12 protein-coding genes are annotated in these 13,490 nt (G+C 32.3%); 2 read left to right on the plus strand and 10 right to left on the minus strand.

Annotation, left to right across the window (positions count from 1 at the left end):
- Positions 1 to 3: 3 nt before the first annotated feature.
- The 8 genes from CR532_RS00475 to murI all read right to left on the minus strand — a co-directional run bounded on the left by CR532_RS00475 (position 4) and on the right by murI (position 8,850).
- Positions 4 to 1,305 (minus strand): V-type ATP synthase subunit B, encoded by a 1,302-nt coding sequence (locus CR532_RS00475; RefSeq protein ID WP_108728888.1) that lies wholly within the window; start codon positions 1,303 to 1,305, stop codon positions 4 to 6.
- Positions 1,302 to 3,047: a V-type ATP synthase subunit A gene (locus CR532_RS00480; protein WP_108728889.1), complete on the minus strand. Its 1,746-nt coding sequence runs from the start codon at positions 3,045 to 3,047 to the stop codon at positions 1,302 to 1,304. The genes CR532_RS00475 and CR532_RS00480 overlap by 4 nt, the downstream gene beginning before the upstream one ends.
- Positions 3,048 to 3,060: 13 nt before the next feature.
- Positions 3,061 to 3,606: a DUF2764 family protein gene (locus tag CR532_RS00485; protein WP_108728890.1), complete on the minus strand. Its 546-nt coding sequence runs from the start codon at positions 3,604 to 3,606 to the stop codon at positions 3,061 to 3,063.
- A gap of 11 nt (positions 3,607 to 3,617) precedes the next feature.
- Positions 3,618 to 4,214: a V-type ATP synthase subunit E gene (locus tag CR532_RS00490; RefSeq protein WP_108728891.1), complete on the minus strand. Its 597-nt coding sequence runs from the start codon at positions 4,212 to 4,214 to the stop codon at positions 3,618 to 3,620.
- A 235-nt stretch (positions 4,215 to 4,449) separates the two neighbouring features.
- Positions 4,450 to 4,842, minus strand: a complete 393-nt coding sequence (locus tag CR532_RS00495; RefSeq protein WP_108728892.1) for a hypothetical protein — start codon at positions 4,840 to 4,842, stop codon at positions 4,450 to 4,452.
- Entirely contained in the window at positions 4,843 to 7,176 is a 2,334-nt protein-coding gene (locus CR532_RS00500; protein ID WP_199911285.1) for an endonuclease MutS2, read from the minus strand.
- Positions 7,166 to 8,089, minus strand: coding sequence for a ribosome small subunit-dependent GTPase A (gene rsgA / locus CR532_RS00505; protein ID WP_108728894.1), 924 nt, complete (start codon positions 8,087 to 8,089; stop codon positions 7,166 to 7,168). The genes CR532_RS00500 and rsgA overlap by 11 nt, the downstream gene beginning before the upstream one ends.
- Entirely contained in the window at positions 8,086 to 8,850 is a 765-nt protein-coding gene (gene murI / locus CR532_RS00510; RefSeq protein WP_108728895.1) for a glutamate racemase, read from the minus strand. The genes rsgA and murI overlap by 4 nt, the downstream gene beginning before the upstream one ends.
- 133 nt (positions 8,851 to 8,983) lie before the next feature.
- Between murI and asnS the strand changes: the two genes are divergently transcribed.
- Together asnS and CR532_RS00520 are read left to right on the plus strand one after the other, a co-directional pair.
- A complete protein-coding gene (asnS, locus tag CR532_RS00515; protein WP_108728896.1) occupies positions 8,984 to 10,369 on the plus strand; it encodes an asparagine--tRNA ligase in 1,386 nt (461 codons plus the stop codon).
- Positions 10,370 to 10,387: 18 nt separating this feature from the next.
- Positions 10,388 to 10,972, plus strand: coding sequence for a hypothetical protein (locus CR532_RS00520; protein WP_108728897.1), 585 nt, complete (start codon positions 10,388 to 10,390; stop codon positions 10,970 to 10,972).
- On the opposite strand, the gene CR532_RS00525 is transcribed toward CR532_RS00520, so the two are convergent.
- Together CR532_RS00525 and CR532_RS00530 are read right to left on the minus strand one after the other, a co-directional pair.
- Complete coding sequence (locus CR532_RS00525) at positions 10,969 to 11,556, minus strand: phosphoribosyltransferase (RefSeq protein ID WP_108728898.1); 588 nt, start codon at positions 11,554 to 11,556, stop codon at positions 10,969 to 10,971. The two genes, CR532_RS00520 and CR532_RS00525, sit on opposite strands and share 4 nt — an antisense overlap.
- Positions 11,557 to 12,013: 457 nt before the next feature.
- Positions 12,014 to 13,456, minus strand: a complete 1,443-nt coding sequence (locus CR532_RS00530; protein WP_108728899.1) for a trypsin-like peptidase domain-containing protein — start codon at positions 13,454 to 13,456, stop codon at positions 12,014 to 12,016.
- Positions 13,457 to 13,490: the final 34 nt, after the last annotated feature.

Raw genomic sequence — 13,490 nt, forward strand, 5'->3', positions numbered from 1 at the left:
TCTTTAAGCCTCTTTTTTAGGCCAATATTTTTCTACAAGCTCAGTTTTAATTCCTGTTTCCTTAGGCTCAAAACAACTAGCGAGAATCGCCCAACCCAAATCCAAAGCCTCCTCTAAAGGTATATTAACAGACAAATCCATCAATTTGCCCTCAAACATACTACTGTACTTAAGAAGCTTTTCATCCCATTCTGTCATATTAAACCCCATAGCTTTCTTTTCTACAGATTCTTTTGAAGATGCATAAAGTCTAATCATTGAATCCATAATTGTCCTGTGATCATCTCTAGTCCTCCCATTAACCATCTGCTTAAGTCTTGAGAGAGAACCAAAAGGCTCAATTCTTCCACCCTTCAAATAGTATTGCCCCTCAGTGATATAACCCGTATTATCAGGTACAGGATGAGTAACATCATCACCAGGCATGGTAGTAACTGCAAGTACAGTGATTGATCCTGCTCCCTCAAAATCAATAGCTTTCTCGTATCTCGATGCAAGCTGAGAATATAAATCACCAGGATAACCTCTATTAGATGGAACTTGCTCCATCGTAATCGCAATTTCTTTCATAGCATCGGCAAAATTAGTCATATCAGTCAAAAGTACCAAAACTTTCTTCCCCTGAAGAGCAAATTTCTCGGCAACAGCAAGAGAAATATCAGGAACCGTTAAAGACTCAACAACAGAATCATTAGCTGTATGAACAAAAAAAATCGTCCTACTTAAAGCCCCACCCTTCTCAAGAGAGTCTTTAAAAGTCAGATAATCATCATTCTTAAGTCCCATTCCTCCAAGAATGATCAAATCAACTTCTGCCTGAAGAGCTATCCTCACAAGAAGATCATTGTAAGGTTCGCCAGATACAGAAAATATTGGCAATTTCTGTGATTCAACAAGAGTATTAAACACATCTATCATTGGTAATCCTGTTCGTATCATATTCCTCGGAATAATACGTTTTGCAGGATTAGCCGATGGACCACCAATTTCAATTAAATTATCTTCAAGGCGAGGCCCTCCATCCCTTGGATTCCCAGCTCCATCAAAAATTCTACCAAGCAAATTTTCAGAAAATGTAATCTGCATTGGATGACCTAAAAACTTAATTTGATCTGCAGTTGAAATGCCTCTTGTTCCGTTATACACCTGAAGAGAGACTTTGTCTCTATCCAACTTAATAACCTCTGCTAAAGAACTTGTATCCTTCGCTTTTACAATAGCAAGCTCTCCATATTTAACATCACTTGCCGTCACAGTTATTACATTCCCAACAATAGACTCTATCCTGCTATATACTCTCTTCATCTATGCACCCCTCTAAAACCCAACTTCTTAGAATTTATTAAATCACTTAAACTCAATTCTAGTTTATTAAACTTTTCTTCCTTAAAAGGAGTAAGATTCATATCTAAAATATTTTGCCGCAATCCATTAACAAAATCTCTTGTTTCCAATTTGTTGTCAAATTTAAAATCCAACTGTAAAATATTGTAAATTATATCAAACATATAATTTTGACGTTCAGGACTCACAGCTGCATCAACATTATCAAATGAATTTTGTTGCAAATAACATGAATCCAAAAGTTCAGCCTTCAAATAAACTAAAAAGTCATCATTACTGATTCCTTCTTCGCCAACAACCTTCATCATCTGATTTACCTCATTACCCTTAGCCAAAAATGATCTTGCATATTCTGTCTTTTCCGATTCAACAACACCTCTATATTTACTCCAAGACTCAAGAGGACTAACCGCGGGAAATTTTCTAGCATCTGACCTCTCTCTTGTAAGACCATGAAACGCACCCACAACCTTTAAAGTCGCCTGAGTTACCGGTTCTTCAAAATTACCCCCAGCAGGGCTTACAGAACCACCCACAGTTACAGATCCAACATTGCCGTCACCCAAAACAACAATACCTGCCCTCTCATAAAATGACGCAATCACAGATTCAAGATACGCAGGAAACGCCTCCTCACCCGGAATCTCCTCAAGGCGACCTGACATCTCTCTCATAGCCTGAGCCCATCTTGAAGTTGAATCTGCCAATAAAAGTACATCTAGGCCCATTTGTCTATAGTATTCACCAATAGTAATAGCTGTATAAACTGAAGCTTCACGAGCAGCAACTGGCATAGAAGATGTATTACAAATAATACATGTTCTCTCCATTAATGACCTACCAGTCCTAGGATCTGTAAGTTCAGGAAATTCCTTAAGAGTTTCTACTACCTCACCTGCCCTCTCACCACAAGCAGCAATAATTACAATATCAACATCGGCATTACGACTCGTAACTTGCTGAAGAACCGTTTTCCCAGCACCAAAAGGCCCAGGAATACAAAATGTTCCACCCTTCGCAACTGGAAAAAATGTATCTATTATCCTTGTTTGAGTTACCATAGGATCACTAGGAATAAGTCTCTCCTTATAATTGGTAATCGGAATTTTAACAGGCCAATGAAATGACATAGTAATAATGTGTCTATCTCCAGCATCATCTTCGATCACGGCGATTTTATCATCTATGGTATAATTGCCATCGCTAACAATCTCTGCAATCTTGTAAGAGTCTCTCCTATAAAATGGAACCATTATTTGATGATTGACAGTGCCCTCCACAACAAATCCAAGATAACCTCCCGCAATAACAATATCGCCAACTTTTGCAGTTGCTTTAAAATTCCATTTTTTTTTCTTATCAAGAGCTCGTAAGTACAAACCCCTCTCCAAAAAAAAACCACACCTCGCAGCAAGCTCCGGCAATGGATTTTGCAAACCATCATACACCTGAGTCAAAAGTCCAGGACCAAGTTCAACCGTTAAAAGCTTGTCTGTAAATTCAATAGCATCCCCAACAGCAATTCCCCTAGTCATTTCAAATACTTGAGCATCAACCTCCCCCTCTCTAACACGAATTATTTCAGCCTTTAAATTTTTCCCAGCAGTCTTAATAAAAACAACTTCATTCATGGAAACCGTACCAACCACCTCAATAGTAACCAAATTCCCAATTACCCCTATTACTTTTCCTTTTGATTCCATTAAAATTCCTCTTTTAAAATTTCTTATTCATTTCCATACTTAATTCTTGGCAAATACCATCAAAATTCCTCTCGCCTAATGTTTCTATAAACAGATTTCTTCTGGACACTAACAACAATTTCAAAAAATAAGTTACTAATTTTTCAAAGTCAAACTCATGTCCTACTTCAAGGTCTGTTAAAAACTGCCATTTTAACATATCAATTCCTAATTCCACCTCAAAAGGATTTTCCTTAAGGCAAATGGTTTTCAAAATACCCAAATAATAACTAGAAAAATATGAAGATTCCAAATATATATCTCTCGGAAAGCCTAACTTTTCAGCTCTAATATATGCTAGCGTACACTTTATCGTTTCTTCAAATTCAAGAAGATTTTTAATTATCACTGAATTTCCTCCAATAACTCTAGACTCTGACAAATCCTTCAAGAAAACAAAATCCTCTCTGCTTAAAGCAATTTCAACATTATCAAAAAATTTTGATATGTTCCATTCTCTTCCAATTTTCAAATCAAGATAAGGCAATGACGATATTACGTAGTAATATGGACTCAACATACACTATCTCTTTAAACCACCTTTACAACTTCTTTAAATCTTGGATTTAAATATTCAAAAAGGATATCAGCAATAGTCTCTGACGTAAAATCATAATACAAATTACTATCTCTCTGCTGAATTTTAAATCCCCTACTTATTCCTCTAAAAGGTTTGATCTCAACCTCACTACCAAGTCTATCTCCTATCCTTACTCTCAGAATAGATAATAAATCAGAAAAGTCAGATTCATTAAGCAATATATCTATTTTATCACTCTTACTCCAAGCATCTACAACCCTCATAATAAGCTCTGCCAAAAAATTATTATCATAAACTTTAGAAACAGAATCATTTAAAGCAGTTTCAAAAAGAAATTTAATATTCTTCTCAGTACCAATAATCAAATCCCTAACCGCTTGGCGAGACGCCTCAAGAGCATGTCTCTTATAATCACTAGCTTCCTTTTCAGCCTTTATTTTCAACTCCCTAGCATCACTTTCAGCCTTAAAAGCAATAGCCTCGGCCTCTCTCTTCGCATTAAGAATAATCTCACTAGCCAATCTTTCAGCTTCCTCAAGTCCGTCTTTCTTAATTTTACTTATCAAATCTTTAACTTCAAACCGCATGAGAACTCCTTAGACATACATAAAAATAATTCAAAATAATCAATAAACAAAATTTTAAACAAATTATACCAATAAATTTTTAACATTAAAATACTAATACTCAAAGTCAAGATATCTAAGATTACTTTAAATATCTTAAGTATAAACTAAAATTAAGTTATTAAAAATCTTGAAATAACTCTAACTTTATTAACTTCTACCTCTTTAAACTCAAAAAAATAATAAAGCCAAAAAATTAATTATTAAAAAAATCTCCGATAATTTTGTAAACATTGATATCATGCACTATAAAGACTTTTTTTGCTGGAAATTTTTCATCTAACTTTTCACCAAAAACTTTAATACCCCTTTCTACAACTCTTCTGCTAAATTCTATATCAACTACATCAAGAGTTATTATCTCAATAATGATTAAATATCCCCTACCAAATCTAGAACCATATCCAGGTGTAAAAGAAGTAGTAACACGAAAAAGCCCATCCAAAAGACCATTAGCTGCCCTACCTCTAGAAGGCCGGTTCGGATGAATCTCATAAGCACTACCAAATTCGTCCTCAAGAGCACTATCAACATCAAGACAAATACCAAACAATACATTCTCAAGTTCTTCAAACTTTGATATGTCCATTTAAATTTCTACTATTGTTTTTCCAGCTCCCCCACTACTTGGATGAGCAAAATAATACTTCTTAACAAATTTTAAACTTGTAAGAAATTCATGAACCCCAGTCATCAGAAGACCTTCCCCTTTGCCATGAATTATCTCAAATTTACTAACATTCCTCAATAACATATTATCTATTTTCTTACCTAAAAAGTCTATCGCCTCAGTCACTTTCATTCCCCTAATATCAACAGTGAGACTTAGTGAATCATCTTGACCGTCAAAAGAAAAACTAAAGTTTCTCTTTTGATCTCTCCTAGACTCCTTAATATTTAACACTTTCTCTAAATTAGAAGAAAAAACCGTAATATTAAAAGCACCTGTATTTACGACAAATCCCTTCTTAGTAATGCCCACTATTTCGCCTAACACATTTGAATTAGATACCCTAACTCTATCACCCACTTTAAGTTTAACCCTAGTGGCAATTTCTTGACTCAGCAATTCAATTTTAGTGGTCTTATCAACTATCTTCTCTGTAATGTTGGATATAAACTCTCTATTTTTATCTGTATAAACGTTTCCCTCTTTTATCTCTCTAACCAAATTTTCTAAAGTTTTCCTTGAGCCTGCCAAAAATTCCTTTTGCTCATTTATAAGTTTTTCTTCTATTTGTTTCTCTTTAAGGACAAGATTCTCCCGAATACTATCAATTTCAATCTCTTTAAGTTCAATAAGCTTACACTTATCTTTTAATTTCTTTTCAAGTAAATATATTTCTCTTTCCTTCTCTGAAAGTCTCTCCAATATTTCATTAATTTCAGTTTTATTAGATGCATAAATCTCTTGTGCTCTAAATATTATAGCCGGATCAACAGAAGACTTCTCTGCAACACTAAAAGCAAAACTATCGCCTGGAAGAGAAAATATTAAATTATAATTAGGCTCCATTTTCTCTAAATCCATCTGCATCGACGCATTAACAACGCACTCATGAGTGTATGCAAAATATTTCAATGCATTGTAATGAGTTGAAATGATTACACAAGCATTAACATCAATTAAATGCTCAAGAATAGCTATAGCTAGTGATTGTCCTTGTTCAATATCAGTACCCGAACAAAATTCGTCAAATATTAAAAGACTATCTTTTGTTGAATGCTCTAGAATATAAGAAATATTACTCATATGACTTGAAAAAGTTGAAAGTGAATTTGTAATTGATTGCTCATCGCCGATATCAATGAAAATATTATCAAAAATCTTAAAAGTACTAGACTCATTAGCTGGAATGGGAATCCCAAATTGAAACATCGTACTCAAGAGAGCAACAGTCTTCAAAGTTGCCGTCTTCCCCCCAGCATTAGGACCTGTAATAATTACAACTCGGTTTTCCAAAGCACAAAAACTTATCTCTTTAGCACAATGTATCAGAGGATGACGAGCATTTAAAATATTGAGTTTACTATCAATATTTGGAAATATCCCTTGAGTTTTTATTCCATAAATTGCCCTAGCTTTCAGAGAATCATAATATAAAAATTTATTATAAATACCTTTTAAGAGAATAATATGTTCACGAATCTTATCGGAAAGCTCTTGGAGAATTTTTAACACTATGCGCGTCTTTTCAAAACTCAGAAAGCTTAACCTATTGTTTTCAGTAACTATTTCATTTGGTTCAATATAAAATGTTTCACCCGATGATGAAATAGATATAATATTGCCCTTAATTTTATTTTTAAAGCTAGCTCTAAGTGCAATAGTGTATTTATCTGATTTATAATAAACAAGAGTAGATGTTAAATATTCTGAATTTAAACCTATCATCCCTTTGATCTGCTTTTCAATTTTCTTATCTAAACTTTTAATTTCAAAATCAATCTCATCATATTCCTTGACAACACCCCGTTTTATCTGAAATTCATCAATATCAATGTATTGACATAAAACCTCCAATAGATTCTTAAGACTTGGATCCAAGAATAATAAATCTTTTAAATCTGTAACGCCTCTAATTTTAAATTCATTTCTATCTAAAAAAGAATTTATCCTTGAAATTTCTTCTAGAAATAGAATAATATTTTTAAGTTCTTCAATAGAAACTCTTGAATTCTCTTTAAGAAGTAAAACAATAGAATCATTGATACTCTCTAGATAAGAATTTGGATATGTATCATAAACCTCAATAAGATTTCTAAGTAATTTAACAAAAAAACATATCCTATTAATTTCTTCCTCTGTTTTTAATATCCTTTGCGTCTTAAGAAGATTAATAGTATCTGGAATACTTACATAAGAAGTAATTGAGGATAATATTTGATAAAAATCAATTTTTTTTAAATATTTATCTTGCATAAATTTTATATCTCTTAAGCTCATCTAAAATTTTTATATAACTTTTATATCTAACTTCTAAAACTTTAAATCCAATTTGGCTCATTATAAAACAACCTGGCTCATTTACATGTAAACAAGAATTAAATCTACATAAACCATTTAAACTCTGAAACTCTCTAAAGCAATATTTAAGCTCTAAGTAGTCTAAGGTTTCAATCCCAAATTCTTTTATTCCAGGAGTATCGATAATTATTCCACCCTCTGAATGAAAAGCCACAGCATAAACCGTAGTATGTCTGCCTCGTGCATATTTATAAGATATTTCATTTATAGCCTGCGCTGCATTTAAATCAACCAAATTTATAAGTGAAGATTTTCCAACCCCAGATTGTCCAATAAAAGCAGTTCTTGAGTTTCTAATAATTGATTTTATTTCCTCAATTCCCTGAAGGGTGATAGCAGAAGTTTCAACAACCCTGTAGCCTAAATTCTCATAAACTTTACTAAAAGTTTCAACCCTAGCGCTTACGCCCTCATCAACCTTATTTATCACAATAATTGGAGTAATTCCTTGATCCTCAGCAACTACTAATATCCTATCAATAAATGAATTTTTTATCTCGGGAAGACTAGCAGAACTAACGATTAAAACATTATCAATATTTGAAACAATTGCTTGTCTAAGATCAGCTTTTTTATTATAGCGCCAAAGAATATTCTTGCGTTCCAATCTTTCCTTAATATATACCTTGAACTCATCATATATATCACCTAAAACAAAATCACCAGATACCAAAGGATTGTACTCCTTATCTTGAGTAGTTAAAACCTTACCCTTAATAATCCCCTCATAAATTAAATTAGTATTAACTTCGACAATAGCATAAATATTATTAATACCCCAGAGCACTTCAAATTTAAGGTCATTCAATCAATTATTCCTTTGAAATGAAGGCCATATTTTCTACAAAAATCTTTATAAAAGCATAAATTTTCACCTTTTGTTAAATAAAAGCAACGTGTAAATTCACTATCGCTACTACTTAAAGGCTTTAATGTCTTAGCAAACTCATTTGCTACAAGTGCACGATTTTCATAAACAGGAATCCCTAAAAAACTTTCAATCGTATCTTTAATATGCAAATAATGCGTACACCCTAAAAAAACCACATCTCGTTTACTAGCCTCAACCTCTAATTTTAAGTAACTCAAATATCTAAATGCATCTTCCCTAAATCTATCCCCGTATTCTACAAAATTTACAAGCTCTTTTGTGGACTTCAAGATTAAATTGTTATGATACTTTATTTCTTTTTGAACAAATTCACTATTAATAGTAGCATCTGTTGCAATTAAAATAACCTTTTTACGTGCAAGCTCTGCCACTAAACTAACTGAAGGTAAAGTATATATTGTAGGAAAACCAAAACTTAACTTACCATATATGCTAACGGAAGCTGTATTGCAAGCAAAAACTATGGAAGAAATATTATAAATCTCTTCCAATTTTAGAACCAGTTCTAAAATCTCTCCTACAAGAAACTCTGAACTCTTCTCACCATAAGGAAAATTTTTATTATCCGCAATATAGACATAGTTTCTATTAGGCACCTTTTTACTTATACACTCAAAATAAGAAAGCCCACCAACACCTGAATCAAGAATAACTACCACATCCTTTAAATTGCTCATAAAATTTGCTTAAATTTAAGTATAAATATTAATTTATTTTCTTTCAATAATAGTGAAACTACTATTACCGCATATGCTAAAACTACTCTATGTTAAGCTATAATTATTATAAATTATGGTTACAGAGGGAAATATGTATAAAACGATCAAAGAAATTCTCCAAAACCCTACGCTAGGGAGTGAAATAACAGTAAAGGGATGGATTAGAACAAAACGTAGTAATGGTAAAATTTCGTTTGTAGAAATTAATGACGGTTCAAATATAAAAGGAATTCAAGCAGTAATTAATGAGGAGGATCCTAACTTTCAAGAAATCGAACTTAAAAAGTTTACAACAGGCGCCAGCATATCTTTAACGGGAATCTTAATTTTAAGCCCCGCTAAAGGACAAACTCATGAAATCAAAACAACAAGTTTCAACATAATTGGAGAAGTGAATCAGGAAACATATCCTTTACAAAAGAAAAGGCACACCTTTGAATTCTTAAGAGAAATTCCTCATTTAAGAATACGTACCAACACATTTGGAGCTGTTTTCAGAGTGAGAAATCAAATTTCTTACAAAATTCATGAATATTTCCAAAAAAATGGTTTTATATATATTAATACCCCAATCATTACATCAAACGATGGGGAGGGAGCCGGTGAAATATTTCGTGTCTCCACTCTAGATCTGGACAGTATTTCAAGGGAAAAAAAAGTTAACTTTAAAGACGATTTTTTTGGTAAGGAAGCATTTCTTGCTGTTACCGGTCAACTACATGGTGAAGCCTATGCAATGGCTTTATCAAAAATATATACATTTGGACCAACATTTAGAGCAGAAAATTCTAACACCACACGCCATGCCTCAGAGTTTTGGATGGTTGAACCTGAAGTTGCATTCTTCACACTTGAAGATAATATCAAATTAGCGGAAAATTTCCTTAAATATATTCTAAGCAATGTCTTAAATGATTGTAGTCAAGACATGGAATTTTTTGAAAATTTCATTGAAAAGGGTGTAATCAAAAAAATTGAAGATGTAATAAACTCAAAATTTGAAGTTATTACCTATACTCAAGCTATTAAAATACTTGAAAATACGGACAAGTCATTTGAAATAAATCCTTGCTGGGGAATGGACTTACAAACAGAGCATGAAAGATACTTAACAGAAGAAGTTTTTCAAAAACCTACGATAGTTATTGACTATCCAAAGGAATTTAAAGCATTTTATATGAAAATGAATGAAGATAATAAAACTGTTAAAGGAATGGACATCCTAGTACCTCGCATCGGTGAAATCATTGGGGGTAGTGAAAGAGAAGACAATCTAGACAAATTGAATAAAAGAATAAAAGAGCTAAATTTAGATGTGAAAACTCTAAATTGGTACTTAGATTTAAGGAGATTTGGATCAACACCTCATGCTGGGTTTGGGCTTGGGCTTGAAAGATTAATACAGTATGTTACAGGGATGGCTAATATTAGGGATGTAATACCATTCCCAAGAACTCCTAGCAATCTTTACTTTTAAAGAGTCAGGAGAAAAAACTTGAAAATAAAAATTTTATGTACAATATTATTAATAATATCAACCGTAATGTTGTTCTCAGATGAATATACAAACAACACCTTCAAACTATCTTCAAATGTAGAAGAAGAGATCATAGGTACAAAATTAAAACATAAATATAAGAAAGATGCAACTAGTATTAACCAATCAAATGAAATAAGATATCCAGAAACACAAAAAGCTTACCATTATGACATTACAGATACAAAAGACAGTATCCTCGCAGCTAGAAAACACTCAACCTGCAAAAAGAAAATTATAGGAACGCCTACAAATAATCCCATAGAAATAAGGGAATCCGGCAAAGTACAATATCCTTATGACAAAGTCAACACGCAAACATCAAAGTCAGATAACAGTATATGGTATAACATCAAAGTCTATCCAAATCACAAAAAGGATAAATTTAAAAAAATAAAAACAATTAATGAAGTGAATGTACAAATAGAAAAAGATTTTGCCCTAATTGGCCCAGTTTTAGAAGACAATTTAGGAACAATAACAAAAATATTAGCAATAAAAGGATATAATTCATTAGAATATATAAAAATCAAACAAAATTAAAGTTTTTTTGATAAAAATTTCAAAATATCTCTCAATTCATCATCTATATTTTCAAAACTCAATTTATATTCATCTTCTGATACGCCTGTTAACTCATGATTATTGTAATGAATCCACATATTTGAATCTTGTCCTGAATGTTTATTAACATAATAATCGGGCTTATATTGCGTACAGCCTCGCTCCTTATAGTCATGAACAGCAATCTTAACATTTTGACTATCGATTCCGCTTTTTAAAACCTCTTCTTTCAAATAAATAATTGTACGCCCAGTATCAAAAACATCATCTATAAACAACACATTATCCCCCGCTCTTAAATATTTAGGATCATAAGTCCATCCATCTATCATTATCTTCTTTTGAAGATTAGAAATATCATAAGATCTTGCAACAACAGCAGCATAAAGAAGCGGTTTTTCTATCTTAACAAACTTAAAGAACTCACTAATAATATTACCAAGATAAGCTCCCCCCCTTAAACAAACATAAATGATATCAGGAATAAATCCTTCTTTATAAATCTTGTAAGCAAGCTTGAATCCATTTACCCTTATTACCTCATAAGAAATGAATTTTTTCATAAGTATAATACCCCCAAGTATATAAAACTAGCATTTACTAAAAATCATTTTTAGTCAATTACTATTGAAAGAGCATTATGCCTTTCAATACTCTAATTCTTAAATAAATATCTCTAATAAAGCCAACTGCTTCTAATATTATTATCAAAAGCATCTAAGCCCATCCATCTAAATTAATCTGATGAAACTTCAAATCAAAAATCAAGCTTAAAACTTTACAAATATATTCAATAGCATTATAGCACTTTTTCTAAATCCCTCAATATAAACATTTAAAAACTAAAAAAATACAACTCATTTAATCTCTTTCGCTAAATTGTATCAAACAATCTTTTAAAATAATTTAACTATACCCTAAATTGAGAAACTTAAAAAAGTTATAAATAACTTAACCAAAACACCAGATAGGCTTAAAGATGAGCTCTTTAAGCCTACTATATTAAAATAAAGTTTATTGTTAAAAAGACACTTTAAAAGTTTTACCACCCCTTAAAATGCCGTAAGTATTCTTTCCAAATTCAATAGCATCATAAAAATCTCTTAAATTTGTAACACTCTTTGAATTAACAGTAGTAATTATATCCCCTGTTGCAATCTTGGCATTCTTCCCTAAACTTTTTTCAACGCTATCAACAACAACCCCATTAATCCAATTTTTCAAAGAAAGGTAGGCCCTAACCTCATTGGTTAATGGATAAACAATAAACCCTGGCATCAATTTCCCGCCTGATACAATTTCCTTATCATCGGGTCTAACAGCAAGTTCAACTTCAATGTTCTTCTTCTCTTTTCCTCTTAAAATCTCAATCTCAATCTTCTCGCCCGCATAGAAATCATTAATATAACGAGTAACATCATGGACAATATTCATTGAAACCCCATTTACCTTACTAACTATATCACCTGCTTTAATTCCTGTCTTTAAAGCAGGTGATCCTGCATAGACATTTGCAATCAATGCTGATGAGACAGAATCATCCTCATATCCTAAGCTTTTAAGAACTTCAAGATCCTTATCTTTCGTAGGATAGAAAGATATTCCAAGCCAAGCTGATTCAATCTTTTTACCACTAATAAAAGCCTCTACAATACTCTTAGCGTTATTAATAGGAATAGCAAATCCAAGTCCAACATTACCCCCAGAAGGCGAAGATATCCAAGTATTTATCCCAATAACTTCCCCTCTAATATTTACAAGCGGACCCCCAGAATTACCACGATTAATAGCTGCATCTGTCTGGATAAATAAATTTCTTGCCTGCAAATTAGGATTTGCTGAACGATGAAGACCACTTATAATACCCGCTGTTACTGTAAAGCTAAAATGGTGAGGATTTCCAACAGCTATAACCCAATCCCCTATCTCAAGGATGTCACTATCTCCAAGTTCAGCTATTTTAATGTTCACATCATTAGCCTCAAAGCTAATGAGTGCAATATCTTTTTTATCATCCTTACCTACCAACTTTGCTTTATAAGTTTTATTACCATAAGTCCCAATTTCAAATTCAATAGCCTTATCTACAACATGACTATTTGTAAGAGCATAAAATAAATTTGACTTCTTAGAATCTTTCCCAATAACTATTCCAGAACCAACCCATTTAGCTTTTCTCTCAGTATTCAATCCTGGAATATCAAAAAAGAAAAAATGCAAAGGATCTCTCTCCTTAACTACTCCAGTAGCATAAACCTCCACAGTTGACGGTAAAATTTTCTTAGATGCCTTTCTAAAAGAATTTTGAAGAGATTGTAAATCATCACCTTTCTCTTGTGCAAAAACAATAGTATTCTTATCAGGCCTTAAATAGTGTATTCCAATAAAAAATCCAATAACCAAAGCTAACAAGCTAACAAAAAATACAGAAAAAAAACTTTTCTTCACCTTAAACACCTCCATAATATTCAACCAAACCTTTTAAATAAATACTTAT

The organism is Candidatus Borreliella tachyglossi (genome assembly GCF_003076595.1).
In the GTDB taxonomy this organism is placed as follows: domain Bacteria; phylum Spirochaetota; class Spirochaetia; order Borreliales; family Borreliaceae; genus Borrelia; species Borrelia tachyglossi.

Coding starts and splice junctions, on each gene's coding strand:
- CR532_RS00485 (WP_108728890.1), bottom strand. CDS start 3,606: ATGTTGAGTCCATATTACTACGTAATATCGTCATTGCCTTATCTTGAT.
- murI (WP_108728895.1), bottom strand. CDS start 8,850: ATGAGCAATTTAAAGGATGTGGTAGTTATTCTTGATTCAGGTGTTGGT.
- CR532_RS00490 (WP_108728891.1), bottom strand. CDS start 4,214: ATGCGGTTTGAAGTTAAAGATTTGATAAGTAAAATTAAGAAAGACGGA.
- CR532_RS00525 (WP_108728898.1), bottom strand. CDS start 11,556: ATGAAAAAATTCATTTCTTATGAGGTAATAAGGGTAAATGGATTCAAG.
- CR532_RS00480 (WP_108728889.1), bottom strand. CDS start 3,047: ATGGAATCAAAAGGAAAAGTAATAGGGGTAATTGGGAATTTGGTTACT.
- CR532_RS00530 (WP_108728899.1), bottom strand. CDS start 13,456: ATGGAGGTGTTTAAGGTGAAGAAAAGTTTTTTTTCTGTATTTTTTGTT.
- asnS (WP_108728896.1), top strand. CDS start 8,984: ATGTATAAAACGATCAAAGAAATTCTCCAAAACCCTACGCTAGGGAGT.
- CR532_RS00475 (WP_108728888.1), bottom strand. CDS start 1,305: ATGAAGAGAGTATATAGCAGGATAGAGTCTATTGTTGGGAATGTAATA.
- CR532_RS00495 (WP_108728892.1), bottom strand. CDS start 4,842: ATGGACATATCAAAGTTTGAAGAACTTGAGAATGTATTGTTTGGTATT.
- CR532_RS00500 (WP_199911285.1), bottom strand. CDS start 7,176: ATGCAAGATAAATATTTAAAAAAAATTGATTTTTATCAAATATTATCC.